At 45.1% G+C, this 25,345-nt stretch carries 23 protein-coding genes; 14 read left to right on the top strand and 9 right to left on the bottom strand.

Annotated elements, in window-relative coordinates:
* Window positions 1-149: 149 nt before the first annotated feature.
* From GKS34_RS12615 to GKS34_RS12605, 3 genes are all read right to left on the bottom strand, one after another.
* The gene (locus GKS34_RS12615; protein ID WP_163385186.1) at window positions 150-581 is read right to left on the bottom strand and encodes a type II toxin-antitoxin system VapC family toxin; all 432 of its coding nucleotides are present in this window, start codon (window positions 579-581) and stop codon (window positions 150-152) included.
* A complete protein-coding gene (locus GKS34_RS12610) occupies window positions 571-825 on the bottom strand; it encodes a DUF6364 family protein (RefSeq protein ID WP_163385185.1) in 255 nt (84 codons plus the stop codon). The genes GKS34_RS12615 and GKS34_RS12610 overlap by 11 nt, the downstream gene beginning before the upstream one ends.
* 489 nt (window positions 826-1,314) lie before the next feature.
* The gene (locus tag GKS34_RS12605) at window positions 1,315-1,848 is read right to left on the bottom strand and encodes a CAP domain-containing protein (protein ID WP_205602067.1); all 534 of its coding nucleotides are present in this window, start codon (window positions 1,846-1,848) and stop codon (window positions 1,315-1,317) included.
* Between the two features lie 178 nt (window positions 1,849-2,026).
* On the opposite strand from GKS34_RS12605, the gene GKS34_RS12600 reads away from it, so the two are divergent.
* Entirely contained in the window at window positions 2,027-4,261 is a 2,235-nt protein-coding gene (locus tag GKS34_RS12600) for an NADP-dependent isocitrate dehydrogenase (RefSeq protein WP_163385183.1), read from the top strand.
* A 310-nt stretch (window positions 4,262-4,571) separates the two neighbouring features.
* Complete coding sequence (locus GKS34_RS12595; RefSeq protein WP_262888572.1) at window positions 4,572-4,697, top strand: DUF559 domain-containing protein; 126 nt, start codon at window positions 4,572-4,574, stop codon at window positions 4,695-4,697.
* 384 nt (window positions 4,698-5,081) lie between these two features.
* Here GKS34_RS12595 and GKS34_RS12590 read toward each other — a convergent pair whose 3' ends face one another.
* The 4 genes from GKS34_RS12590 to GKS34_RS12575 are packed head-to-tail and all read right to left on the bottom strand — an operon-like array spanning window position 5,082 to window position 8,510.
* Window positions 5,082-5,819 carry a 3-keto-disaccharide hydrolase gene (locus GKS34_RS12590; RefSeq protein ID WP_163385182.1) on the bottom strand — a complete coding sequence of 246 codons (738 nt, stop codon included), beginning with the start codon at window positions 5,817-5,819 and terminating at the stop codon, window positions 5,082-5,084.
* Window positions 5,820-5,823: 4 nt separating this feature from the next.
* Entirely contained in the window at window positions 5,824-6,255 is a 432-nt protein-coding gene (locus tag GKS34_RS12585) for a c-type cytochrome (RefSeq protein ID WP_163385181.1), read from the bottom strand.
* An 18-nt stretch (window positions 6,256-6,273) separates the two neighbouring features.
* Window positions 6,274-7,329, bottom strand: coding sequence for a sugar phosphate isomerase/epimerase family protein (locus GKS34_RS12580; RefSeq protein ID WP_163385180.1), 1,056 nt, complete (start codon window positions 7,327-7,329; stop codon window positions 6,274-6,276).
* A gap of 14 nt (window positions 7,330-7,343) precedes the next feature.
* Window positions 7,344-8,510, bottom strand: a complete 1,167-nt coding sequence (locus tag GKS34_RS12575) for a Gfo/Idh/MocA family protein (RefSeq protein ID WP_205602066.1) — start codon at window positions 8,508-8,510, stop codon at window positions 7,344-7,346.
* A gap of 238 nt (window positions 8,511-8,748) precedes the next feature.
* Here GKS34_RS12575 and GKS34_RS12570 point away from each other — a divergent pair, with 238 nt between their 5' ends.
* The 3 genes from GKS34_RS12570 to GKS34_RS12560 all read left to right on the top strand — a co-directional run bounded on the left by GKS34_RS12570 (window position 8,749) and on the right by GKS34_RS12560 (window position 12,425).
* Window positions 8,749-10,029 (top strand): MFS transporter, encoded by a 1,281-nt coding sequence (locus GKS34_RS12570; RefSeq protein WP_163385179.1) that lies wholly within the window; start codon window positions 8,749-8,751, stop codon window positions 10,027-10,029.
* Window positions 10,030-10,156: 127 nt separating this feature from the next.
* On the top strand, window positions 10,157-11,836 hold the full coding sequence (locus GKS34_RS12565; RefSeq protein WP_163385178.1) for a GMC oxidoreductase: 1,680 nt from the start codon (window positions 10,157-10,159) through the stop codon (window positions 11,834-11,836).
* A 28-nt stretch (window positions 11,837-11,864) separates the two neighbouring features.
* Window positions 11,865-12,425: a gluconate 2-dehydrogenase subunit 3 family protein gene (locus GKS34_RS12560; protein ID WP_163385177.1), complete on the top strand. Its 561-nt coding sequence runs from the start codon at window positions 11,865-11,867 to the stop codon at window positions 12,423-12,425.
* 370 nt (window positions 12,426-12,795) lie between these two features.
* On the opposite strand, the gene GKS34_RS12555 is transcribed toward GKS34_RS12560, so the two are convergent.
* Entirely contained in the window at window positions 12,796-15,114 is a 2,319-nt protein-coding gene (locus tag GKS34_RS12555; RefSeq protein ID WP_163385176.1) for a hypothetical protein, read from the bottom strand.
* A 171-nt stretch (window positions 15,115-15,285) separates the two neighbouring features.
* On the opposite strand from GKS34_RS12555, the gene GKS34_RS12550 reads away from it, so the two are divergent.
* Window positions 15,286-16,476 carry a cation:proton antiporter gene (locus GKS34_RS12550; RefSeq protein WP_163385175.1) on the top strand — a complete coding sequence of 397 codons (1,191 nt, stop codon included), beginning with the start codon at window positions 15,286-15,288 and terminating at the stop codon, window positions 16,474-16,476.
* Between the two features lie 55 nt (window positions 16,477-16,531).
* Here the strand turns inward: GKS34_RS12550 and GKS34_RS12545 are convergent, their stop codons facing one another.
* The gene (locus GKS34_RS12545) at window positions 16,532-17,749 is read right to left on the bottom strand and encodes a DSD1 family PLP-dependent enzyme (RefSeq protein WP_163385174.1); all 1,218 of its coding nucleotides are present in this window, start codon (window positions 17,747-17,749) and stop codon (window positions 16,532-16,534) included.
* Window positions 17,750-17,952: 203 nt separating this feature from the next.
* Here GKS34_RS12545 and GKS34_RS12540 point away from each other — a divergent pair, with 203 nt between their 5' ends.
* The 8 genes from GKS34_RS12540 (at window position 17,953) to GKS34_RS12505 (ending at window position 25,167) form a co-directional block, all read left to right on the top strand.
* Window positions 17,953-18,975, top strand: coding sequence for a quinone oxidoreductase family protein (locus tag GKS34_RS12540; RefSeq protein WP_163385173.1), 1,023 nt, complete (start codon window positions 17,953-17,955; stop codon window positions 18,973-18,975).
* 87 nt (window positions 18,976-19,062) lie between these two features.
* A complete protein-coding gene (locus GKS34_RS12535) occupies window positions 19,063-20,121 on the top strand; it encodes a hemolysin family protein (protein WP_163385172.1) in 1,059 nt (352 codons plus the stop codon).
* A 2-nt stretch (window positions 20,122-20,123) separates the two neighbouring features.
* Window positions 20,124-20,765, top strand: a complete 642-nt coding sequence (locus tag GKS34_RS12530) for a Crp/Fnr family transcriptional regulator (RefSeq protein WP_163385171.1) — start codon at window positions 20,124-20,126, stop codon at window positions 20,763-20,765.
* 71 nt (window positions 20,766-20,836) lie between these two features.
* Entirely contained in the window at window positions 20,837-21,232 is a 396-nt protein-coding gene (locus GKS34_RS12525; RefSeq protein ID WP_163385170.1) for a VOC family protein, read from the top strand.
* 10 nt (window positions 21,233-21,242) lie between these two features.
* Window positions 21,243-21,725, top strand: coding sequence for a DUF4199 domain-containing protein (locus GKS34_RS12520; protein ID WP_163385169.1), 483 nt, complete (start codon window positions 21,243-21,245; stop codon window positions 21,723-21,725).
* 87 nt (window positions 21,726-21,812) lie between these two features.
* Complete coding sequence (locus tag GKS34_RS12515; protein ID WP_163385168.1) at window positions 21,813-23,114, top strand: DUF2254 domain-containing protein; 1,302 nt, start codon at window positions 21,813-21,815, stop codon at window positions 23,112-23,114.
* Window positions 23,115-23,579: 465 nt separating this feature from the next.
* Complete coding sequence (locus GKS34_RS12510) at window positions 23,580-23,948, top strand: BlaI/MecI/CopY family transcriptional regulator (RefSeq protein ID WP_163385167.1); 369 nt, start codon at window positions 23,580-23,582, stop codon at window positions 23,946-23,948.
* Window positions 23,949-23,970: 22 nt separating this feature from the next.
* Window positions 23,971-25,167, top strand: a complete 1,197-nt coding sequence (locus GKS34_RS12505) for a M56 family metallopeptidase (protein WP_163385166.1) — start codon at window positions 23,971-23,973, stop codon at window positions 25,165-25,167.
* Window positions 25,168-25,345 lie beyond the last annotated feature (178 nt).

The following is a 25,345-nucleotide window of genomic DNA, read 5'->3' as shown; positions in this document are numbered from 1 at the left end:
TCTTTTCAGTTTATGACAGCGATGATATCAGGGTGAAGTGGCATATTTCACCCAGTCTCAAATCCTTAATCTGTATTAACCCGAGTAATCTGCTGTGTTGTCATTTTTTCACTACGATTCACACTAATTTTTTCCAGGCCGTGGTACTTTTATTTCGTACTGTTCATGATCAGGTAACTTTTCAAATCAGCAGGAGTCCAAATGAAAGCGTTGTCTTTGTTTCGAAATTTTCGATCCAGGGTAATGATTTTATCTACTCCCTGGCTGATAGCGGAGGCCATCTGCATGGCATCCTCAAAATCTGACCAATTGTATGCCAGGCTTTCCCTGACTTCCTTCTGTGTTTGGGGAGTAATTTCCACCAGGGAATAAATTTGGCGGATGCGTTTGTTGGCTTCGTGCCATCCCTTCTCGGTATGGATCAGGTAATAGACATCCATCAATGTTTTGGGAGAGGTGTACCCAAGGATCGTTTTCCTTTTAAGGTGTTCAACTATAAAGGCGATGTCCGCTGCCGCAGGCCCGTCAGCAAATAACTCATCAAAAACATTGGTGTCGATAAAAACCCGATCAACGGTCATAGTTGCGCATTTTCTCAATGGCCCGCTTATGAACCCGCTCCTTACTATCGGTTTTATCGGCTTTCAATAAACCCTTTAGTTCTGCTATTTCATCCGAAATCACGAAGTCTTCCTGCTCCATAGATGCCTCTCTTTGTATCAGGTCACGAACATATTGGGACAATTTTTTTTTAGACCTATTGGCCATTTTTTCCAAAAGTTCTCTATTTAATGATAAGGTAACTTTTTCTGTTGGAGTGGACATAAGCGTATCTGGTACAATATGAAACAAATATACCACTTTTTTAATTTTCTGTTAAACATAGCTTTCATGTTTCTTTGTTCCCCTATCAAAAGAAAGGGTTTATTAGAACCTCAGAATCAAGGTGATCTGTACTATCCGTGCTTAAATTGCGGCCTGGGTGTAGTGCAATGCCGGGTTCCATAAACATACGGTTAGGAAAATCATTCCCGGAAAGGTGCACGTTTAGCCATTGCAAATGGCTTTTGGACGGTTCCTATCTGTTTATGGCTTCGGAGATAGTAGAATGAAGTGGCATACTTCACCCAGTGGCGTTTTTTATCTGTGGTAATCTGAGTAATCTGTGGTGCATCCTTTTTCTTCACCACGGATTCGCACAGATTTTCACAGATTTTTTAGGTGTCAGGATTGACCTCACTCAGTAGCATTCTCCACCCCTGCTTTAATCTGTGTCAATCTGAGTAATCTGTGGTGCACCTTTTTGATAAGGCTTTAAAGAAGATCCTCCATCTCCCCAAACCAGACCACCGCATATTCTTTATATATTCCCACCCCCATGGCTTTCCAGTTGGCCACATGGAATGGAGGCAGATTGGCGAGGACAGCATGGTGACCCGGGCTTTTTTTCCAGACTTCCAGGGCCTCTTCCGGCAGGGCGGCGGCGGAATGCCAGTAGGCAATTTCGTAACCAGGACTGTCGTATCCTGCGATTTCCTTTGGCTTGTCCCACATGCAGTTGGGGTCCTTGTGATTGTCCTTGTAGCAGCAGTCCGTCCAGGCTCCTTCCTTTGACCAGGAGTGCATGTTGCAGCGCTTGCTTTGCTGGTAATTGTCCATCAGGTCTTTGGCGTGGATCTGTGCTACTTTTGTCAGGGCTGCTGAGAGTGGCACCGCTTCCAGGCCCCGGCTGGTCCGGTAAGTGTTGATCAGCTCAAACAGTTGTTTTTCATCCGGTGCAACAGCAGGAATGTCAGTGGATCCTGCTGTTGCACCGGTCAGAAACAGCCAAAATAAAATCAGATGCATTGCCATAGGACTAAGTGTCTACAGCTTTTCTAAACGAGGCGGGTTCAATTTTGTTGGATGCAGGGGAATTTCGCCTAATATAGCAGGCGGGCCTACCAATACATTTTTTTTTCGTATTTTAGCCATCGATTTTAAATCGATATTCATTTTTAACGAAAATCAGAAAACGAATAACCATATGAGTGACAAAACCCCAAAAATACTTTATACATTGACTGATGAGGCACCGGCTCTGGCCACCTATTCTTTATTGCCTATTATCAAAGCTTTTACCGACTCCGCCGGTGTGGTGGTGGAGACCAGGGACATCTCCCTTTCCGGTAGGATCATCGCTACTTTTCCGGAATTTTTAAAAGCGGATCAAAGGATCAATGATGCTTTGGCCGAATTGGGAGATATCGCCAAAACACCCGAAGCCAATATCGTCAAATTGCCCAACATCAGTGCTTCCCTGCCTCAATTGAAGGCTGCGATCAGGGAATTGCAATCCCAGGGTTATCCCCTTCCGGACTATCCCGATGACCCCCAAAATGAACAAGAGAAAAACATTCAGGCCAAATACGACAAAGTAAAAGGTTCTGCTGTGAATCCGGTTTTGCGGGAAGGTAATTCAGATCGCAGGGCCCCGCAAGCTGTCAAGCAGTTTGCCAGAAAAAATCCCCATAGCATGGGCAAATGGGACTCCGGTTCCAAAACCCATGTTTCCAGTATGACGGAGGGTGATTTTTACGGTAGCGAAAAATCTGTTACCATCCCTGAAGCCACATCGGTTAAAATAGAATTGATCGGCAAAGATGGCAAGAAGAAGGTCCTCAAGGAGAAGCTGGAACTTCAGGCAGGAGAAATCGTGGATGCGGCTGTTTTGAGCAGCCGGGCTCTGAGGAAATTTTTGCAGGAACAAAAGGAAGAGGCCAAGAAGCAAGGAGTACTGTTTTCCCTGCACATGAAGGCCACCATGATGAAGGTTTCTGATCCCATTATCTTTGGGCATGCGGTTACCGTCTTTTTTGCTCCCGTTTTTGAAAAGCATGCCGCCACCTTAAAGAATCTCGGCGTAGATCCCAACAATGGGTTTGCAGCGGTGGTATCAGCCCTGGACGAGTTGCCGGCTGATAAGAAGAAAGCCATTGAAGCCGATATTGAGGCTTGCTATGCAGACAGTCCGGACCTGGCCATGGTCAATTCTGACAAAGGCATTACCAATCTCCATGTGCCCAGCGACGTGATCATCGATGCTTCCATGCCGGCAATGATCCGTTCCAGCGGTCAAATGTGGAATAAAAACAATCAATTGCAGGATGCCAAAGCCATCATCCCGGACCGTTCTTATGCAGGCGTATATCAGGAAACCATAGATTTCTGCAAGAAACATGGCGCTTTTGACCCTACCACCATGGGTTCCGTACCCAATGTAGGTCTCATGGCGCAAAAGGCTGAAGAATACGGCTCTCATGACAAAACTTTTGAAATTCCTTCGGAGGGGATAGTCAAGGTAACTGATGCAAGTGGAAAAGTGATTTTTGAACATCCTGTTGAAAAGGGCGATATCTGGAGGATGTGTCAGGTGAAGGATGCGCCGGTTCAGGATTGGGTCAAATTGGCGGTGAACCGTGCCAGAGCCACCGGTTCTCCTGCCGTATTTTGGTTGGATAAGGACAGGGCCCACGATGCTCAATTGATCCAAAAAGTAGAAAAATACCTGAAAGACCATGATACCAGTGGGCTGGATATCCGGATCATGTCTCCGGTAGAAGCAACCAGATTCTCTCTGGAAAGGATCAAAGCTGGAAAAGACACCATTTCGGTTACCGGAAATGTACTTCGGGATTACCTTACCGATTTGTTCCCTATCCTGGAGTTGGGCACCAGTGCCAAGATGCTTTCCATCGTTCCTTTGATGAATGGCGGAGGATTGTTTGAAACAGGCGCAGGCGGATCTGCTCCCAAGCATGTGCAGCAATTTGTAGAAGAAGGCCATCTCAGGTGGGATTCTCTGGGAGAGTTTCTGGCATTGGCAGTTTCCCTGGATCACCTGGGAGATACATTTGATAACAAGCGGGCAAAGGTCCTTGGTAAAACCCTGGATCAGGCCACAGCCAAATTCCTGGAAAATGGCAAATCTCCCTCCAGAAAAGTAAATGAGATAGACAACAGGGGCAGTCATTTTTACCTGGCCATGTACTGGGCAGAGGCCCTGGCCAATCAGGAAGAAGACGAAGCCTTGAAAAAAATATTTGGTCCGGTGGCCAAGGAAATGGCGGAAAAGGAAAATACTATTAATGAGGAGCTGATCGCAGCACAGGGTAAACCCATGGATATCGGAGGGTATTACCGGCCTGATGGTGAAAAGACCTCAAAATTGATGCGTCCCAGTGCTACGTTGAATAAGATTCTGAAAGCCATTGTTGCATAGTCCTGCAAAGTCCATTTAATTCCAAACACAAAAAGCCGCTGAAATCAGCGGCTTTTTGCGTTTATATAGAAAAACCAGGAGTAGTGGTGCTGAATGGGTGCCATCGCAACGGGCTGAGCAAATCCTGCGGAATTTCCGTGCTTGTAAATCCTTTCATACCCAAAATCCCCCTTAGTAAGGGGGATTTAATTCCAAAATGAAAAATCGATCGAGAATACTAATCTAAATCAAATTTTTAAAGAAAAAACCCTAGAATTTTAAGCGATAATTTTTATATTATTTCATGCGATTTGTCCCTTAAAACAAGAATTTGAAAGAATTCTCAAGAGAATTGAGATCTCATTCTACCCTTACCGAAGTTTTACTTTGGCAAAAGTTAAGGGCAAGTCAATTTCGAGGGTATGCTTTCAACAGACAAAAACCGCTGGGAAATTAAACATGGTGTTTCCAGAACAAGCTTTTGAGCTTTTCGGGCTTAAAAATAAAAATTCTCGTAAAAATCCCCCTTGCCCCCTTAAAAAGGGGGATTTGCTGAAATGCCTGTCTAAGGCTGAATTGGAGCCATTGCAACGGGCTGAGGAAACTTCCAGGGTAATACCGTGTCTGGGTTCCGAACGTATCCAAATCCCCCTTAAAAAGGGGGATTTAGTTACAGAAATCCGAAAGAGCTGGCGATCCACTTTTGCATGTAAATCGAACTCAGGTTTATATTCAACACTATTTTGAAAAATGCTCTTGATTCTTTAGGGTTTTCAGGCGCTTAAAAGAAAAAAAAAGCCGCTGAAATCAGCGGCTTTTATATTCTTATTAAAATCTAAAATCACAAACGTTTAATTCGGATATTTCGGAACCACACATCATCACCATGATCTTGTAGGGCTATTTTTCCCTCTTTAAAAGTGGCGAAGTCCTCCCATTGGGCAAACTTGCTTTCCGCCACCATGGCTTTCCATTGATCATCCCAAAGCGTGGTTTCCACGGTCTTCACTCCATTTAAGAAAAACTGCAACTGCCCGTCTTCTACTACAATTTCGGTTTTGTTCCATTCTCCTACCGGCTTAGCAGCCTCCTCAGTGGATTCGATCAGATCATACAGGTCACCGGTACGGTGCGTTACAATTTTTCCATCTGGGTGACCATCATTATCTAGCAACTGGTATTCGGGTCCCGTATAGTAAGGGGCTCCGTATTCACCGTTGTCCTGTACATGAAACATGATTCCGCTATTTCCATTTTCAGAAATTTTCCATTCAATTTCGAAATGGAAATCGCCAAATGTTTCCCTGGTCACCAGATCACCTCCGGTGGCACCTTGCTCCTTCTTTTCAGAATTAAAATAAAGAACACCATCCGATGCTTCCCAAGCCTCTCCAGGCTGATCTTTACCAAAGCCGGTCCAACCCGTAAGGCTGTTGCCATCAAATAAACTAATCCATTCTTCTTCTGTCACAATAATTTCTTCAATGGTTTCTTCAGAAGCGGTGTTTTCCTGAGGAGAAGGGCCACAGCCCCAAACTGTCAGCGCACACATCGCCAGTGATAAAGATATTTTGTTCATAAACTTATTTTTTTAGCAATAGTACGTACCTCACCATATCCTCGGCATCTTCTTTGGCTAATGCCGGGTGAGCTGGCATGGGTATTTCACCCCATACTCCCACGTTACCGGCGATTACCCTACCGGCAAGCATTTCTACATTTTCATCGGTAGATTCGTACTTCGCAGCTACATCTGCATAAGAGGGTCCTACGATTTTTCGTTCGATCATGTGGCAACTTGGACAGTCATTCTGCTTCATCAATTCCACTCCCCGTATGAAAACAGGATCGTCCTTATACTTTTCCTCCAGGCTGATTTCCTGAGCAGGCTCAGGCGCGGGGGGTGGGGTGGTAGAAGATGTGGATTCGGAGCTGCTGCTACCGGAACCACCACAAGATACTGCCATCATTGAGCCCGCAATGAGGGCCAGGCTTAACTTAAGATTTAAATTCATTGTTTGTTATAAAATTGATTAATTGATTCCTAATATTTTTTTATTCAGACCTTCGTCGGCTCCCGTAGAGGCAAAATCATCGAATGTTTTTTCGGTTACCCGGATGATTTTTTCACTTATAAATTTGGCGCCTTCGATGGCTCCATTTTCAGGATGCTTCAAGGCGCATTCCCATTCGAGTACGGCCCATCCGTCAAAGCCATATTGCGACAATTTGCTAAAAATCGCATTGAAATCTACCTGTCCGTCTCCTAGCGAACGGAATCTTCCGGCCCTTTCTACCCAACTGGAATATCCTCCGTAGACTCCCTGCCTACCGGTGGGATTAAACTCTGCATCTTTGACATGAAACATTTTGATCCTGTCTTTGTAAATGTCGATAAACTCCACGTAATCCAGGCATTGTAAAACGAAATGGCTCGGGTCGTATAGGATATTTGCGCGTTTATGGTGATTTACTTTTTCCAGAAATAATTCAAAAGTAACCCCATCGTGCAAGTCTTCTCCAGGGTGCAACTCATAACAGACATCTACACCGTATTTATCAAATTCATCAAGAATGGGAAGCCATCTTCTGGCTAATTCTTCAAAGCCAGTATCTACCAATCCTGCTGGACGCTGAGGCCAGGGGTAAACCGTATGCCACATTAATGCGCCGCTAAACGTGGCGTGCGTATTCATACCAAAATTTTTGGACGCTTTGGCTGCCCACATCAACTGCTGAACTGCCCATTCCTGCTTTCCTTTGAGATCCCCCGCGAGTTCTGCCGGGGCAAAAGCATCAAATAATTCATTATAAGCTGGATGTACGGCCACTAACTGTCCCTGGAGGTGGGTCGAAAAATCAGAAATCTCTACTCCCGCTTCTTTAACGGTGGCCTTGATTTCCTTTACATACTCCATGTCTTCTGCCGCTCTCTTCAAGTCAATCAGCCGGGCATCCCAGGTGGGAATCTGAACGGCTTTGTAACCAATACTGGCAGCCCAGGTACAAATATCCTTCAGGTTATTAAAAGGTGCGGTGTCATCCGCAAATTGAGCCAAAAATAAGGCGGGTCCTTTAATGGTTTTCATAAGGGTTATTATTTTTAAAGTTCAAATTTAGTCCATTTTTCATTAGATTTCCCACTTTTCACCACATGTTCCACAAAAGCCATGCCCCGTAGTCCATCTTCAGCTCCCGGGTAATCTTCCCATTCCTTTTTAGGAGTTTCGCCATTTTTTCGCGCATAAAGACAACGGGCAAAGTTACGGTACAAATTGGCAAATGCCTCAAGGTATCCTTCCGGATGCCCTCCGGGAGTGCGGAGATTTTCCATGGCATTGGAAGACAAATAAGGAACATTTCCCCCTGTGCGGTAGATTTGATCAGGTGCTTCCGGATGCCTTACGATAAGGGAATTGGCATTGTCCTGCTCCCATTCCAATCCGGCCTTATCTCCAAACACCCTTATTTTGATATTGTTTTCGGCACCAGTAGCTATTTGAGTGGCCATCAGAACCCCTGAAGCACCATTATCGAATTTGAGCAATACCGCCCCATCGTCATCGAGCGTTCTGCCTTCCACCACTATATTTAGATCTGCGCAAAGCTTGGTTAGTTTCAGACCGCTCACATATTCTGCCAGATTAAAGGCATGGGTACCAATATCCCCCATGCAATTGGCAATACCACTTTTGGACGGGTCTGTCCGCCAGATGGCCTGTTTGTAGTCTGTTTTTTCCAGGGAGGTCCACAACCAGCCCTGCGGGTATTCCACATATACTTTTCGGATTTTTCCCAAAACTCCGGTAGCAATAAGGTGGCGAGCCTCTTTTACCATGGGATATCCTGTATAGGTATGGGTCAGGCAAAAGAGCAATCCGGTTTCTTCTATGATTTTATTGAGTTCTTTGGCTTCCTGGTAATCAAAGGTCATGGGCTTGTCCAGCACCACATGAAAACCATTTTCCAGGGCCTTTTTGGTAGGATCAAAATGCACATGGTTGGGGGTAACGATGGCAACGAAATCAATCCGCTCTTCTTCCGGCAATTGTTTTTCCTTTTCAAACATCTCGTCATAAGAGCCATAAACGCGGCTCGCAGGAAGAAATAATTCCTTTCCGGTTTCTGCGGATTTTTCTGGACTGCTGCTAAAAGCTCCGGCAGCAAGTTCTATCATCCCGTCCATGGCCGCGGATATCCTATGCACAGCCCCAATAAAGGAGCCCGGACCACCACCGATCATACCCATTTTAAGTTTTCTGTCGCTCATTATTCCAATCTTTGGTTTTTTGGTTTTTAAAGTTCGGTTTTAACATCTATATTTCTAAGAAGATAGGAGAAATCTCACCGCCTCTCAGGGACTATTTTACCAGCTGAGAGGTGGCTTCCCTACTTTCTGAAGTGATAAATTTACATTAAATTGGCTTAAATTTAAATATTTCTTAGAATAGTTTGAAGGCCGGTGCAAGCCGCTTTACTCCCAACAAAAAACGAAATCCTGTTCCACCATGACAACCACCAACCGATTTAAGCTTTCACTGATGATGTTTTTGGAGTTTTTTGTCTGGGGCTCCTGGTATGTTACCCTGGGTACTTTTTTGGGAAATAATCTGGACGCCAACGGAGCCCAGCTTGCGGCTGCCTTTTCCACGCAGTCTTTCGGAGCCATCATTGCCCCATTTATCATTGGCTTGATTGCAGATCGCTTTTTTAATGCAGAAAAAATCCTCAGCATATTGCACCTACTGGGTGCCCTGCTACTTTTTCTCATGTTTAGAGCCGACAGCTTTACCTCCTTCTATCCTTTTGTTTTGGTATACATGTTAATCTACATGCCCACCCTGGCCCTGGCCAACTCGGTGTCATTTAGTCAAATGAAAGATCCCTCCACGGAATTTAGCAGCATTCGGGTTTGGGGAACCCTTGGCTGGATTGCATCCGGTCTGATGATTAGCTATTTCTTCGTTTGGGACAGTCCGGGGGCCATAGGTGAGGGATTGCTCCGGAATACCTTTCTGATGGCCTCCATTTCTTCCCTGGTCCTTGGTTTGTTTGCTTTTACCCTGCCGGCCACCCCACCGGCCACTAAAACCGGCGAAAAACAATCTGTATCCGAACTTCTGGGATTAGATGCCTTGAAGCTTCTTAAAGACAGGGATTTTGCCATATTCTTCCTTTCGTCTGTTCTCATATGCATCCCACTGGCCTTTTATTACCAAAATGCCAACCCTTTCCTATCCGAAGTAGGTCTTTCAAATCCCACGGGTAAAATGACCATCGGGCAAGTGTCTGAAGTGCTTTTTCTACTTTTAATGCCCTTCTTTTTTAGAAAGTTTGGCTTAAAGACGACGTTGATCGTGGGCATGCTGGCATGGGTGGTTCGCTACATTTTCTTTGCGTTTGGAGACGCCGGAGAGGGAACCTACCTGCTAATCATTGGCATTGCCTTGCATGGAATATGTTATGACTTCTTTTTTGTTTCGGGACAGATTTACACCGATTCTAAGGCAGGACCCCGGTACAAGAGTGCCGCCCAGGGACTGATCACCTTGGCAACGTATGGAATCGGTATGTTGATTGGTTTCTGGATAGCAGGAATCGTTTCTGACTTGTACTTTGATGGCGAAAATCACCAATGGCAAAACATCTGGCTCATCCCTGCAGGAATCGCCTTTGCTGTTACGATCTTCTTCCTGCTTTTCTTCAAGGACAATGACTTCAGGAAAGCCAATGAGTTGCGAAGGGATAAGAAAAACATTCAGCAATCCAGGACGTTATCTACAGAGTGATAGCGGCAAAAGGTAATTTAGAGTTTTTATAAATAGCTCAATTGAAAAAGAGGAAAAGGACTAAATCCAACGGTTTCTTTAAAAATATCAATATTATTGCAATACCTAAAATAAACAATTCAAGTATATGGCTAATCAAAGTTATGACGCTATAGTCGTTGGGTCTGGAATCAGCGGCGGATGGGCGGCAAAAGAACTCACGGAAAAGGGCTTAAAAGTTCTGCTTCTGGAAAGAGGTCCTAACGTGATACACGTGCAGGATTATAAAAATGCGACCAAAGCTCCCTGGGAAATCCCTCATAGAGGAAGACGAACCATCGAAATGTTGGAAAATCACCCCAATCTCCGTAGGGATTACGTGCTGAATGAACTCAATCTCGACTGGTGGGCTCATGAAGACGATTCACCCTATATTGAAAAGAAACCATTTACCTGGTTTCGCGGCTATCAGGTAGGGGGACGATCCCTTCTTTGGGGAAGGCAGAGTTATCGCTGGTCTGATATCGATTTCGAAGCCAATGCCAAACAAGGAATTGCGGTGGATTGGCCGATCCGATACAACGACCTGGCTCCCTGGTATAGTTATGTGGAAAGGTTTGCTGGCATCGCCGGAAACAGGGACGGTTTGGAAATACTACCTGACGGAGAATTTATGCCTGCTATCCCCTTAAATTGCGTGGAAAAAGATGTTGCCGACCGGTTAAAAAATCACTTTGGCGGTTCCAGGCTGATGACCAACGCCCGTGTGGCAAATATCACGCAGCCCCTACCCGGTAGGCCTGGCTGTCAGTATCGGAATAAATGTTCGTTGGGTTGCCCCTTTGGAGGCTATTTCAGTACCCAATCTTCCACACTTCCAGCTGCAGAAGCCACAGGCAACCTTACATTAAGGCCCTGGTCTATTGTTAATCGGGTAATCTATGACAAGGATACCCAAAAGGCAACTGGAGTGGAAATTCTGGATGGCGAGACCAATGAGACCATCGAGTTCGATGCGAAAATCGTATTTCTTTGCGCTTCTTCTTTCAACTCCACAGCTGTACTGATGCGCTCTGCCACAGACATCTGGCCGGAAGGATTGGGAAGCAGTTCAGGAGAATTAGGACATAATGTGATGGATCACCATTTCCGCCTCGGAGCCAACGGCACCATTGAAGGATATGAAGACAAATACTATTTTGGAAGAAGGCCGGGAGGTTTTTATGTACCCCGTTACCGAAACACTGGAAATGAAAGTCGGGATTATGTCCGAGGCTTCGGGTACCAGGGAGGCGCCAGCCGACAGGGATGGAGCCGCACCGTGGCCGAATTGGATTTCGGAGCACCACTAAAGGCCGAACTTACAGAGCCGGGAGCCTGGACCATTGGAATGACGGCATTCGGAGAAATTCTCCCCTACCATGACAATACCATCAAGCTTAGCAAAACCAAAAAGGACAAGTGGGGCATGTATGTATTGGAAATGGATGCAGAGATTCGCGAAAACGAAAAGAAAATGCGGGTAGACATGATGAACGATGCCGCCGAAATGCTGGAAGCAGCAGGGGTGAAAAATGTTTCTACCTATGACCGGGGATATACCTTTGGACAGGGCATTCATGAAATGGGTACGGCACGGATGGGAAGAGATCCCAAGTCCTCCGTTTTGAATGGCAATAATCAGGTTTGGGATGCGAAAAACGTATTTGTGACCGACGGCTCCGCAATGACTTCGGCTGCTGCACAAAACCCTTCCCTTACCTATATGGCCATGACTGCCAGAGCAGCAAACTTTGCTGTGGAAGAACTGAAAAAAGGTAATTTGTAAAATCCTAAAAGAAATTAACATGAATGCAATGAATAGAAGAGAGGCCCTGAAAAGTGTGGTGCTCATGATGGGGGGCACCATGGTCGGAGCCAACGTTATCCTGACTGGATGCGCCCCTGAAAAGCAAATAGAGGGTTTGGAATTTTCCGAAGAAGAACTAGCGTACATGGATGAGATCGGAGAAGCCATCATTCCGGAAACGGATACACCAGGTGCCAAGGCAGCGGGAATCGGTTCCTTTATGGCCATGATGGTCAAGGATACTTATACGGAGGAGCAGCAAAAGTCCTTTATCAATGGCCTGAACAGCTTGAAAAGTGATTTCAAATCAGAAACCGGAACGGCCTTTATGGATGCCACTGTAGCTGAACGGACTGCTTTTTTAAATCAACTAAACAAAAAGGCAATGCAGCAAAACACTGAAGAAAATTCAGGCTCTAATTACATCCTTATGATCAAAGACCTAACCCTACTGGGTTATTTTACTTCGGAGGTGGGTGCCACACAAGCTTTACGTTACATAGAAACACCAGGTAGATACGACCCCTGTACGGACTATAATAAAGGTGATAAAGCGTGGGCTATCTGATTTGGCCTGATTAAAACGATTTAATAAAAAAAAGCCCGTCAAACTGACGGGCTTTTTTTTGTGCCTCGGGTACAAACCCTGTTCGCAGCATGCTCAATACTGACCTACAGGGCCCAGAAAGTGGCAGTTGGAGGACGGCCTTGCCATTAATTTTTCAGAATATTCATTTAAATTTAAAATAGCTTAACCTGCTGCTATTAAAACGGAGTAATTGTTCTAATAAGAATCCTTATCGGAAATTACCATATCGAATTTAATTGGAGTGATTTTGTTGAATAAACCTATAGGAATTACGATTTTAATTGATTTCAAGGGATTGGATGCCCTTACATCCCGGGATGTGGATTGAGAAGCATCTCATAAATGGTCCCTACTGACCCATAGCGCCTCCGTGCTCACCAAGCTTTCCTTCAGCTTGTTTGACCAATTCGCCTAACAGGTATTCACAGTTGATTACTTTTTCCAACAGGTCCTGTGGCAGGTAGTAATATTGGTTGGATGCCTCAAAACCTATCCTGGAATCCGCCTGGGCAAGGGCGTGCAGTTCCACGGCGCTATGGATTTCCATCTCCAGCAATTTCCGTAGCTGCCGGTATACAAATGGGTTGGGGTTTGTACGCCACTGCTTTCTGAGCAGGATAAACCGCCCCTGTTGCGCCACTGAAAGAAAGTGAAGATAAGCTGCTTTGGCCAGGATCAAATCTTCGGCAAGCTGCGCTTTTTGAGTTCCGCCTCCAGGTATACGCAGGGCTTGTTGAAATAGATTCAGTCCCTTTTTCCATCCCAGAGCCACTTTCTCAAACTGGCTTACCAATACCTCCTCCGGGTAAGGTCCTGACCAGCTCCCGAGGTCATCGTAAGGGAAACCCACCATACTGGCGGCATAACCGGTGGGTTTAAGGTACAGCAAATTGGAAGGGCCGTATTGCTGGGGAGCTAAATAGACCACTTGCTGGTGGTAAGGGAATTCCCGAAATGCCTCGCTAAACGCTGTCCAAGACTCCCTGATAAGGGGAACAGCCTGGCGACCATACCTTTCCCAGGCCAGTTCGTCCAAAACCTGCTCAACTGTTGAATTGGGATTTTGTGAAAATTTACGGGCGATTTCCAGATTCGGAGAGGGATAGGAACCCAGCGTCCAACTCAACATATACCCATCCAACCTGGTACCGGCCAGATTAGCGGCATGTCTGGCTACCAGGTCCATGACCGGCAGCCAGGGCAAGGCAGACAATTCCCAGGAATTGTTAAACTGTACTTTAGCTACGGTTTCTAGTCCTCTCATTTTTGCTGCCGCCCAATGGGTTATCGCCCGGGGTCCCGGCCCAACGGCGGAAAGGGAATACTCCGAAACCTGCGTAGAAATGCCACCTCTATCGATGGGAAGTCCCCATTCGCTGACAGACATGAGGGCCACATCCGTCGGTAGTTTTTCAATCACATCCAGGGCAGGTCCATGACCATGCCAGCCCCAGTCCCAGGCTATGACACGCGCATCCGGATTGGCGCGGTGTATTCCCTCGGCTATAACCTGGTTTACCTCGGCAATGATGTCGGCATAGGAACGCTTGCTGCATCGGGGACAAGCTTCCCTGCCTCCATGTGAGGCGCAGTTGGTTAGGTTTTCCGAAGCAGTGATGGTAAATACACCACCTAATTCCGGAACCTGTTCAAAAACATGGGTTAAGGAATGACTGATCCAGTCCCGCACCTGTTCATTACTGGTACAAAGGGTGGTTAGTCCTTGTTTACTTATCCCCGCCATTTCCGGCCGGGAAGCAAAAAACCGGGCAGGCATGGCCCTCGGTTCGTTGATGTAGAGGTAGATAGAAATACCGTATTTTTGGGCACGCCGGGCTATTTTTTGAAGGTTTTTTAGACGGATATCGGATTGATCCCCAAATTCCGGAAAAATCTCTCCTTCTGGAGCAAGTTGATTCAAGACCACGTGCAACCACACTCCGTTAACGCCTCTTTCTGCCAACTTTTGTAGCAGGCCATCCGGAAAGGGGTCGCTTTCCGGGTCCAGAAGAGGGTCACCAAAAACCCCGAAATAGGAATAAATAAACCTCAGGCCAGTCTTATCTGGATCGGTTCGATCCATTTGGGGACCGATAGACTCCGTTTTGGCCAGCTGATCTATAAAAGAAAAGCGGGGATCTTCGGGAAGGGGCCCGGTTAGGTGAGCATCCACAGCTGCGTAGATGGCAGCCGCTCGTTCCCATTCGGAAGCCGACGGTAAGGAATACCTCAGCCGGTCGACCTTGGGCTTTAGCCTTCCAAACTTATGGAAAAGGAAATCATCTTCCTTCAAGGCAAACTCCATTTCATTTTCCGACATCCCGGTTACCTCCATTAGCTGATCATAAGGAAGCAAATGCCAATTTCTTCGTAACAACGTAATGTAAAGTTGTTTCTGGTAACTGGCATAAAGCGGCTTCGCCTCCTGCAGCCCCATGGCCTGGGCGACATCCCGGACTTGCCAGGATTCGCAATCCAGTAGGGAGGCCATCTTTTCGACACCAATCAGGTTCCAGTTTCGCCAAACGAATGCAAAAAGCCGGTTCGGAAAATGGTCAAAAGCAAGGGCTGGGGGATGGCTACCAAGAGGCAGCCTGTCCTGGGCAGGCAATAAGCAGGGCATGCACAGAAAATATCCAATCAGGCAAAGGCCTAGTAAACGTTTCATGGGAAACCGGAAGTTTATTAACCTCCAAAGTAACCAAAAATCTTCAATGTGGAAAAGCGGTTTTTTGTTTGGCGTAGTTTATCGTATTTTTAGAAAAATAAGGCCGGATATTAATCCGTACTTTTGGGACTTAAGCAAAACAGCTTCTAAAAAGAAACAAATTCAGGATCCATGACACTATCCATTATTATTGTATTATGTGTGTTAATGCTTTCGGCCTACTTCTTTGACATCACCTCTGCCAAAACTAAAATACCGCCGGTTATTTTGTTGTTTGCTTTGGGTTGGGCGGTAGGCCAACTGGCTGAAATTTTTTGGCTTGGGATTCCGGATCTTTCTACTGTGTTGCCTTTTTTGGGGACCTTAGGTCTGATCCTGATCGTTTTGGAAGGGTCCCTGGAATTGGATTTTGACAAATCTAAGGTTTCTTTTGTCGGCCGAACGATCCTCATAGCCATTATTCCCGTGTTGGTTTTTAGCTTCCTTCTTGCCTTTGCCTTCATTCAGTTTTCAGATGTCAACTTTAAAACCGCCCTGCTCAATGCCATTCCCTTTGCTATAATAAGCAGTGCCATTGCCATACCCTCTGTCAGTAATCTGTCGGCAAAAAACAAAGAGTTCGTTACCTACGAGAGCAGTCTTTCCGATATTTTTGGGGTGATCTTTTTTAATTTTTTACTGGAAAATGAAAAAATTGGCGCTGCTTCATTAGGTTTCTTTGTGGGAGAAATCGTCATGATTCTGGTCATTACCTTCTTCGCCAGTATCATCCTTGCTTTTCTTCTTAGCAAAATTAAACACCCGGTAAAATTTGCTCCAATTATCCTGGTTATCGTTTTGATCTTTGCAATTTCCGAGCTTTATCACCTACCTGCACTGATTTTTATCCTTTTGTTTGGCTTGTTTATCGGCAATCTGGACCAACTCAGGCACCAGTCGTTGATAAAAAACCTACATACCAAAAGTTTCAAAAAGGAAATTAAGAAATTCAAGGAACTTACCCTGGAACTCACCTTCCTGATCCGCTCCTTGTTTTTCCTTGTCTTTGGTTTTTTGATCGACACCAGCGAGTTGATCAACACGGAAACCCTAATCTGGTCCATAACGATTTCCGTTGCGTTATTTTTGATCCGCTCAGCAGTATTACGACTATTTAAGATAAACCTGCTTCCCCTGGTTTTTATAGCTCCCAGGGGATTGGTGACCATTTTGCTTTACTTAAGTATACCGGCAAGCCTTGGGTTAGGTATCGCCAACGATTCACTGATCATTCAGGTCATCATCATTACTTCCCTGACCATGATGCTGGGTATGTGGACTGCTAAACCCAAACAAGAGGAAGACGAACAGGCCACGGTTTAAAAAATGCCTGTGGCCTCCAGTCGGAGCGGAATGAGCTGCAATAGTTTGGAGCCACTTAGCGGGACATTCCCCTTGCCAACACAGGTAGGATAGTTTCCACTTTCCCTCTGCGAATCCCGTAAATGCGATCGTACAGATTAACCACCGGGTCGCAATGAGGGACGATCACTTCCAGTTTATCTCCCACCCGGTATTCCCGGTTGGCCTGATTATAAGTAACCGTTCCGTATTCATCCGATCCGGCATTGTAGGTAAAATCCGGCTCTCCAATGACGATACCACTGGGTTTATTGATGGTAAACGCTTTGGCCCCAGAGTCGGTAACCAAGCGATTGGGGTGGTTGGTATTGATTACGGTGGTCATTACCGTCAGGGATGGGTCAAAATCATCGTAGAGTGCCTCGTTTTCCTTGCTTCCAATAGCCATATACTGGGCATCCATAAAAAGATAGCTGCCTACCTGCACGTCTGTAAAACCCGGCACGATCCCCATCATGTCATAGGTACCGGTGCCTGCTCCGCTGAAAATCTCCACATTAAGACCGGAAATTATCAGGCTTTCGTATGTTGCAACCACCGGTTCAAATGTCCGTTCTGTCCGGGCTTTTCTTGGTCCATAACCCTTGACATGTTGGGCACCTCCATCATAGGCAAGGATTCCCATAAAATGCAGGTTAGGTGAACGATCTACCTGCTGGGCCAACGCCAGAGCAGGTTTGCCAGTGGGTACGCCGGACCTGTTAATCACATCCAGATCTACCACCACTTCGGCGATGATGCCTGCTGCCTTGGCGGCTTCCTGAAGGTCGGCAGCATTCTCAGGATTATCCACAGCCTGTATAAATCCGGGGTGTTTTTTCCTCAAGTCCATGGCCTTTTTGATCTTACCAGGGCTCACGTTTACCCCCGTCATCAGGACATTTGGGATACCGTTTTCCAACATGGCTTCCGATTCTGACAACTTCGCTGCACAAACGCCTACAGCTCCTGCCTCCAGTTGCATACGAGCCAAGGCAGGAGTTTTGTGGGTTTTGATATGCGGTCGTACTCCAATTCCCGTTCCCTGAAGGTTTTGATGGACTTTTTTAAGGTTAGATTCCATCACCTCCAGTTCCAGGCATAAAGAAGGCGTCTCCAATTCCCATTTTGAAAGACCTATTTCATCGAATTCAAAGGAAGGAACAGGAGCTGCGGTACCATTGCCGGGCAAAAGCAGGGATGTACCTGCCATTCCGGTAAATTGAAGAAATTTTCTGCGGTTAAATCGATGCATGGTATTTAGTGGTTTTGGTGCTTTCTAAAAATACGGATTATTGCTGAATGGTACACCTTAATTTTTATTTCAGATCTAAGAAACTGTAACAGAAAAGAAACAATCCGAGCGATTCATTCAGTACGATTTCCTTGTAGGACCAGTCTTACCATTTTCTCTTGTTTAAAAATAAGCTATATTGAGTTTAGTTTTACAGGTTTTTTATGCAACAACTAGCCATCATTCAATACGGAACAGCTAAAGAGGCTTTTCAACTTCAGCAAGGCACTGAACTCAAACCCCAAGAATTTCAGGTACTTGTCAAGGTAGCCGGTTTTGGCCTGAATTATGCAGATGTGATGGCCCGGAACGGCCTGTATAAGGACGCGCCTAAAATTCCTTTTGTACCAGGATATGAAATCGAGGGACAAGTAATCGATAGGGGTTCCCAGGTGCCTGAAGAAATCATGGGAAAACGAGTGGTGGCCTTTACCCGTTTTGGAGGCTATGCCGATTTGGCCCTGGCTGACTATCGGGCGCTTTCTCAAATTCCGGAGGAGATGCCAGGAGGTGAAGCCTGTGCCCTGGCTACCCAGTACGGTACGGCTTATTACATGACAAATTATCTTGGCCGCCTGCATAAAGGAGAAATTGCCTTGATTCATGCTTGTGCCGGAGGCGTAGGAACGGCCCTTACCCAATTATGCCATCTTCAGGGTGTTCGGGTGGTAGGACTGTGCAGTACATCGCAGAAAGTGGACTACTTGAAAAAAATGGGTGTGGAATTTCCTATCAACTACCGGGAAGTGAATTATTCGGCAGCCATAGAAAAGGAATTTGGCAAGCGAAAAATGAATCTCATTTTCAACACGGTAGCGGGGAAAAGCTTCAAAAAAGACCTGAAGCTACTGGCCCATGGTGGTCACTTGTTTTGTTTTGGAGGTGCTGCCAGAAGTGGGCAAAAAAGTCATTTGTTAAATGACCTTGCCTTTTTGATGAAAACCGGGTTTGTAAGTCCTCTATTTATGATGATGAAAGCACAGGGCATTATTGGCGTTAACATGCTACGGATTGCAGATCATCGAATCGATATTATTGGGCATTGTTTACATGCCCTGGTTTCCTTGTGGGAGAAAAAGAAAATTCGTCCGCAAGTAGGAGCTACTTTTCCCGCAACAGAAATTGCAGCCGCCCATCAATTACTTGAATCGGGGGAAAGTACAGGAAAGGTATATGTCTATTGGTAAAATCGATACCTTTATTTATCCCATTCCTGGAAGGGAGTTTTGCCAATTTAAAGGGCGTTTACAAGTAAAATGAACCAACTTATATAGATGTTACTATTATTTATTTATTTATTTCTAGCCATCGGCGTGTCCTTTGTGTGTTCTGCCCTGGAAGCGGCCCTTTTGAGTATTACGCCCACATACATCGAATCCCTAAAACAGTCCGGTAAGCGGTATGGCAAGGAATTGGAGAAATTAAAATCGAATGTAGACAGGCCGCTTTCCGCCATCTTGAGTTACAACACCATCGCACACACGGTCGGAGCTGCCGGCGTAGGAGCTCAGGCGACAAAGATTTTTGGGGAAGCCTATTTTGGAATTATTTCCGCCTTGTTGACACTGGCAATTCTGGTGTTCTCCGAAATTTTCCCTAAATCACTCGGAGCTACCTACTGGAAACAAATGGCTCCTGTAATGGGTAAGGTGCTTAATTTTATGATCCTGTCTATCTACCCGCTGGTAAAGGTTTCAGAGTGGTTGACCCGGTTTTTTAAGAATGAAGGCTCCCACAAAACCACCCGGGAAGAAGTAACCGCTTTGACGAACATGGCCACCCGGGATGGTGTGCTCGAAGAAAAAGAGTCCAAAATCATCTACAACCTGATCCGATTTCAGTCGATTTTGGTAGAACACGTGATGACACCAAGGACGGTAACGGTAGCCCTGGAAGAAAACATGAGCTTAAAAGACTTCTTACTCCATTCCAATATTAAAAAATTTTCCCGGATTCCGATTTATGATAAAACGATCGATCAGGTAACCGGATACATCCTAAAGTATGATGTGCTGGAAAAATTAGCTCAGGACCAGTTTGGTTATGTACTAAAGGACTTGAAAAGGAAAATTCCGGTGGTGCAAACAGATGATCCCATTCCAGAGGTCTTGGAAATGCTGATGCAAACCAGGGACCACTTGGCCATGGTCACGGATCAATACGGAGGCCTGGCAGGCATTGTGACCATGGAGGATATTTTGGAAACACTTTTGGGATTGGAGATTCAGGATGAAACAGATGGCGTTCAGGACATGCAGGAACTTGCCAGAGACCAGTGGAAGGAGCGGGCGCTGAAAATGGGTTTATTTCCTTCGGGAGAAAACATCGATTAGAAATGGGAACAAACCTTCACGGTAATTCAGAAGGAATCGGATTTAACAGACCTGAAACGCAGCCTCCAACGCTTTCGGTAAAGGATTTTTACAAACATCCTGAGTTGTCACCTGAAGACCTGGAGCGAATTGCCCAGGCACATGAATATCAGGGTATAAGCAAGGGGACCATGCTATTGCAGGAGGGGCAGCGAGCAAAGGCATATTATTGCATCGGTTCCGGTTTGGTTCGATCCTTTGCAACCAATCCCTCCGGTAAAGACATTACAACCGGATTTATGAACCAGGGACAGATTGCCATTGAGGTGGCGTCCCTTTTTCTGGGCATACCCACCGAGGAGAATTTTCAAACCCTCAGCGACTGCCAGGTATGGAAAATTCCTCTCCTCACCTTTCATGAATTATTCAATCATATACCCGCTTTTGCCTCCTGGGGCAGGGAATGGATGTCTCAGGCACTGCTGACCCATAAATTGCGGGCATTACGAATGATCACTGAGCCTGCCAGAGACAGGTACCTGCGCCTGCAGCAGGAGCAACCCGAACTCTTACAACAGGTGCCACTAAAATACATTGCCTCTTATCTGGGAATTACGGACAGCTCCCTAAGCAGGATTCGAAAAGGGATTGCTGCTGGAAATTGATTTCTTGACATAGGGCAAGTAAATTTTACCCGCTATACTCTATTTTGCCACAATACAAAATTAACACAACCATGGCAAGAAATACGAATCCCGTAAACTGGTTTGAGATCTATGTGGAAAACATGGAACGAGCCAAAAATTTTTATGCTACTGTTTTGGGTGAAACCCTATCTGAGATGCCGATGCCGGAAGGAATGGAAGCTGGCGACATGCAAATGGTGGCCTTTCCCTGGGTAGAGGGAGCTACAAACGCCAGCGGAGCCCTGGTAAAATCATCCGATATGCAGCCAGGAGCTGGCGGTACCCTGGTGTATTTTACCTGCGAGGATTGCTCCACAGAAGAAAAAAGAGTTCCTGGGGCCGGTGGCAAGGTGCTGCAAGCAAAATTTCCCATAGGGGAACATGGATTTTGCTCCATCTGCATGGATACGGAGGGCAATGCATTTGGCCTTCACTCTACGAATTAACCCATGACCCATGAAAAAATACAGCATTGAAATAAAATGGGGAATCATTTTTGCCCTTATGGGCCTCCTTTGGATGGTGCTGGAACGGTTGGCAGGCTTGCACGACGAGCATTTGGACAAGCACGTCATCTATACCAATTTTGTCGCCATACCGGCTATCGCCATTTATGTATTCGGGCTGCTGGAAAAAAGGAAAAAAGACTATGAAGGTTCGATGAGCTACTGGCAGGGGTTCAAGGCCGGGCTTATCATTACCCTGGTGGTCACCCTATTAACCCCCCTAACGCAATGGCTTACCCTATCGGTTATCACACCTGACTATTTAACCAATGCAAAAAACTTCGCCGTCGAATCTGGGAACATGCAGCGGGAGGAAGCGGAGGCCTACTTTACGCAGGGAAATTATATGGTTCAAAGCATCGTTGGCGCTCCGATAATGGGTATTTTGACCAGTGCGATCGTGGCATTGTTTACCCGGAAAAGTAAAAACTAACCAATGCCGCATTCCGTAAGCAAAGATCTCCGTAGGAATTGATTCTTTTATTGAATACCTTAGAAAAGGATATTTCTTAATAAAGGCATGAAAAAATTATTGTTTTGGTGGTCTGAACTCAAATCTACTTTTTGGTTTGTTCCCGTTTTTATCATTTTTACAGTGATCGTTCTCTCCTTTGCCTTGGTTTATTGGGACAGTTTTTCGGGGTTTGAGCCTAGTGGTTCCATGAAGTTTTTCTTTCCCGGTAGCCCCGACGCTGCCAAAGGCATTTTAACCACCATTGCCGCAGCCATGATCGGCGTGGCGGGTACTGTTTTTTCGATTACCCTTGTAGCACTTACCCTGGCTAGCAGCCAGTTTGGTCCCGGTCTGGTGAAAAATTTCATGTACGACCGAATTAATCAAACCGTACTGGGAACCTATGTTTCGCTGTTTATTTATTGTTTAATTGTCCTGAATACGGTAAAAGATACCGGAGAGCTGCAATTTGTCCCCCTATTCTCGGTAGCCTTTGCTTTGATGATGGCCGTCGCCAATATTGTTTTGTTAATCATATTTATACACCATGTCGCCAACAGCATTCAGGCAGATTATATCATTGGAAACATCTCTGCAAAACTGTTTCGTAACCTGACTCAACTTTTTCCCCAGGAAATGGGTGAAGAGCCGAATCAAAATTTGTTCAATCCCGAAAAGGAAAAAAGTAACTATGCCGCTTCTCAAGTTCTGGAATCTGGCTTTGATGGGTACCTACAATACATAGACAGTGATAAATTGATGGAGGAAGCCAGTAAGCAGGAGGTTTTCATAGAGCTATTTCATCGACCCGGGAGTTATTTGGTAAAAGGCCTCGAACTGGCGAAGGTATACTCAAATAAAAACCTGGATAAAGAAGCAATGAGCCGGCTGCGTCAGCATTTTTTGGGTGGAAAAACAAGAACCCCTCTGCAAGACGCCGAACATGCCATTCACCAAATGGTCGAGATTGCTGCAAGAGCACTCTCCCCCGGCATAAACGACCCCTTCACCGCCATCTCCTGTATCGATAATCTCATTAGCAGCCTGGCCTACCTGACACGAGTCAAGTTTCCCACAGCTTATCGTTTGGACAAGGAAGGTACTTTGAGGATTCAAGCCGACATCCTTACCTTCGAAGGCATGATGGATGCCGCCTTCAATGCCATCCGACAGTATGCCAAAGATAGTCCCGCAGTAATCATACGGCTGATGGAGGCCATGGTTACACTCAGTAAATTTGCTGACACGTCAGAACAAAAGCAGCCAATTAAAAAACATGCAGAGATGATCTGGAATCAGGGCAAAAAATATTTTGACGAAGAAAAGGACCTCAATGACTTGGAAAAACGCTATCAAAAAATATCCTAAGGTTTAACCTGGTAGAACAATATCAGGTAGGACTTATTTTTCCCGGTCAAATCGCGGTGCGCAAGGCCTTGGCTGAACGCTGGCACATGGGCCTGCAGGTTGGAGCTTTTTTGGATCAGCACTTTCGCATGCGCAGCAGCTTTTGGGGACCGACCCCTGATTTCACATTTTAATTTTACACCTCGATCAACGACGTTATATATTTAAAACTATTTTTTAGTAGATAAACGAAAAATTAGTTGTTTAATTAAATATTTATTTATAGCTTTATTCTATGTAATCGAGCGTGACTCAGTTGGTTGATTATCAAACATGCGAGATTCTCCCGATTTAACATCGGGACAGGCCATCTGACCGATGAAAATAAAATTATAAACCGATGAAATCGAGTACGACGCCAGCGACACCCAAACGGAAGCCCGGATAACTATCAGGGCAAGTTTTGGGCGCTAAAAAAATAATTATATGAAAGAATTAAATGAAAATGAGGAAAAGATCATGCTTATTCTTTGGCAGTTGAGAGAAGCTATGGTAAAAGAAATAATGGCGCAGATGGAAGAACCCGCACCACCTTACACCACGGTTTCTTCCATCGTTCGGTTGTTGGAAAAAAAAGGATTCGTTGATCATAAAGCATATGGCAAAACCCATGTATATTTTCCTATCATTCCTCAAGGGCTTTACCGTAAAAAAAGGTTTAACAGAATGATGACTCATTTTTTTGATGGGTCAGTTAGCAATGTATTATCGTTTTTAGTACAGGAAAAGAAACTAAATAATAACGAAATTAAAGAATTGCAACAGATCATTGACCAAATGGAAAAGGAGGCGTAAAATGTTTTGGATCCTATATTGCATGAAAGCCAACATCGTACTCCTAATTGGGGCCCTGGTATACGCTATTCTCCTATCCAGATTAACGTTCTATTCATGGAATCGATTTGTACTACTTGGAGTCATCGTAGTTTCCTTACTCCTCCCTTTTTTAAACCTTCCTCTTCCAGGTCAATCTCACTATGCCATTGCCTGGCAGAAATGGGAAGCAACTCCTGCTTTGACACTTTCCAGTCCCAGCCTTTCTAGCCAGGAATCCAACGGTATCGGTACCGTTTTTCTGTACACGTATATAGCGGGGTGTATATTCATGTTGATGCAACTGGGAAGGCAACTTTTCAAATTGCGAAAAATGATAACAACGGGCGACTGTGTATCGGAGGGACCGTTGACACTCGTAAGGCAAAGCAGGATTGGTTATGCATCCTTTTTCCACTATATATTTATACCAGAAGATGATTTAGAACCTATTTTTTCACGGCAGGCCTTATTGCACGAGCGTACCCACGCCGTACAAGGGCATAGTTGGGATATCTTACTGATTGAATTCGTAAAAGTGCTTTTTTGGTTTAATCCGGCTATTTATGTGCTAAACCACTATATAAAACTGGTGCATGAGTACCAGGCTGACCAAGTAGTGTTAAAGGAATTTCCAAAAATACCATATGCCAGAAATTTAGTAAATATGATTTCTGGACGAACTGAATATGCATTAATTCATTACTTAAATTTTCCTATACTTAAAAACAGATTAAAAATGATGAACACAAGCGAATCAAAATCAATTCAGAAAGCACGGTTTCTTTTGCTTTTGCCATTGGCACTTCTAATGGCTGCACTATTTTCGTTTATGGAGCAAACGGATCAGGAATCCGGCATTGCAGGAGATTGGAAAGGAGCTGCTTTCTCTTATGAGCAAATCTCAGGACCAGACATCAGTGCCATGATTTCTGGTGGTGAAACACTTCATGTAGGAGGCAGGTTCCTTCTCCAGTCAGACGGGAGCTACCAGATTTTCGATCCTCAGGGAAATCAAAACGGCAAAGGTAATTGGAGCATGAAAGAAGGTGTTTTAACCACCGAGGCATCCGATCAATCCGTTCAGGTTTATCAAGTCGTAGAATTAAATGAGAACAACCTGGTCACGAGACACTTCGTCAAAATGGATACTCCAGAAGGAGAAGTAAGTGGTAAGATTAAATTGACTTACCAACGCTAAATATTTTTATTATCAATAACGAGATTTTCGTTATAAAACTAATTTCCCATGGAATGAGCTACGCGTTTGCGCCCTTCCATGGGGATTTATTGTTTATTAGATATCCACTAATCCTGAAATTATCGTATTTTTTTTTATCCTTTGTCACCTTTACAAGGAATATAATCAGGTCACACAT

The sequence above is a fragment of the Cyclobacterium jeungdonense genome, from assembly GCF_010994275.1.
Lineage (GTDB): Bacteria > Bacteroidota > Bacteroidia > Cytophagales > Cyclobacteriaceae > Cyclobacterium > Cyclobacterium jeungdonense.
Note: the sequence above shows the minus strand (reverse complement) of the source record. Positions and strands in the feature narration are given on the sequence as shown.

What these genes read in the sequence shown, in the direction of transcription:
- GKS34_RS12615 (WP_163385186.1), bottom strand. Translation starts at nt 581, where the DNA reads ATGACCGTTGATCGGGTTTTTATCGACACCAATGTTTTTGATGAGTTA.
- GKS34_RS12610 (WP_163385185.1), bottom strand. Translation starts at nt 825, where the DNA reads ATGTCCACTCCAACAGAAAAAGTTACCTTATCATTAAATAGAGAACTT.
- GKS34_RS12605 (WP_205602067.1), bottom strand. Translation starts at nt 1,848, where the DNA reads ATGCATCTGATTTTATTTTGGCTGTTTCTGACCGGTGCAACAGCAGGA.
- GKS34_RS12600 (WP_163385183.1), top strand. Translation starts at nt 2,027, where the DNA reads ATGAGTGACAAAACCCCAAAAATACTTTATACATTGACTGATGAGGCA.
- GKS34_RS12590 (WP_163385182.1), bottom strand. Translation starts at nt 5,819, where the DNA reads ATGAACAAAATATCTTTATCACTGGCGATGTGTGCGCTGACAGTTTGG.
- GKS34_RS12585 (WP_163385181.1), bottom strand. Translation starts at nt 6,255, where the DNA reads ATGAATTTAAATCTTAAGTTAAGCCTGGCCCTCATTGCGGGCTCAATG.
- GKS34_RS12580 (WP_163385180.1), bottom strand. Translation starts at nt 7,329, where the DNA reads ATGAAAACCATTAAAGGACCCGCCTTATTTTTGGCTCAATTTGCGGAT.
- GKS34_RS12575 (WP_205602066.1), bottom strand. Translation starts at nt 8,510, where the DNA reads ATGAGCGACAGAAAACTTAAAATGGGTATGATCGGTGGTGGTCCGGGC.
- GKS34_RS12570 (WP_163385179.1), top strand. Translation starts at nt 8,749, where the DNA reads ATGACAACCACCAACCGATTTAAGCTTTCACTGATGATGTTTTTGGAG.
- GKS34_RS12565 (WP_163385178.1), top strand. Translation starts at nt 10,157, where the DNA reads ATGGCTAATCAAAGTTATGACGCTATAGTCGTTGGGTCTGGAATCAGC.
- GKS34_RS12560 (WP_163385177.1), top strand. Translation starts at nt 11,865, where the DNA reads ATGAATAGAAGAGAGGCCCTGAAAAGTGTGGTGCTCATGATGGGGGGC.
- GKS34_RS12555 (WP_163385176.1), bottom strand. Translation starts at nt 15,114, where the DNA reads ATGAAACGTTTACTAGGCCTTTGCCTGATTGGATATTTTCTGTGCATG.
- GKS34_RS12550 (WP_163385175.1), top strand. Translation starts at nt 15,286, where the DNA reads ATGACACTATCCATTATTATTGTATTATGTGTGTTAATGCTTTCGGCC.
- GKS34_RS12545 (WP_163385174.1), bottom strand. Translation starts at nt 17,749, where the DNA reads ATGCATCGATTTAACCGCAGAAAATTTCTTCAATTTACCGGAATGGCA.
- GKS34_RS12540 (WP_163385173.1), top strand. Translation starts at nt 17,953, where the DNA reads ATGCAACAACTAGCCATCATTCAATACGGAACAGCTAAAGAGGCTTTT.
- GKS34_RS12535 (WP_163385172.1), top strand. Translation starts at nt 19,063, where the DNA reads ATGTTACTATTATTTATTTATTTATTTCTAGCCATCGGCGTGTCCTTT.
- GKS34_RS12530 (WP_163385171.1), top strand. Translation starts at nt 20,124, where the DNA reads ATGGGAACAAACCTTCACGGTAATTCAGAAGGAATCGGATTTAACAGA.
- GKS34_RS12525 (WP_163385170.1), top strand. Translation starts at nt 20,837, where the DNA reads ATGGCAAGAAATACGAATCCCGTAAACTGGTTTGAGATCTATGTGGAA.
- GKS34_RS12520 (WP_163385169.1), top strand. Translation starts at nt 21,243, where the DNA reads ATGAAAAAATACAGCATTGAAATAAAATGGGGAATCATTTTTGCCCTT.
- GKS34_RS12515 (WP_163385168.1), top strand. Translation starts at nt 21,813, where the DNA reads ATGAAAAAATTATTGTTTTGGTGGTCTGAACTCAAATCTACTTTTTGG.
- GKS34_RS12510 (WP_163385167.1), top strand. Translation starts at nt 23,580, where the DNA reads ATGAAAGAATTAAATGAAAATGAGGAAAAGATCATGCTTATTCTTTGG.
- GKS34_RS12505 (WP_163385166.1), top strand. Translation starts at nt 23,971, where the DNA reads ATGAAAGCCAACATCGTACTCCTAATTGGGGCCCTGGTATACGCTATT.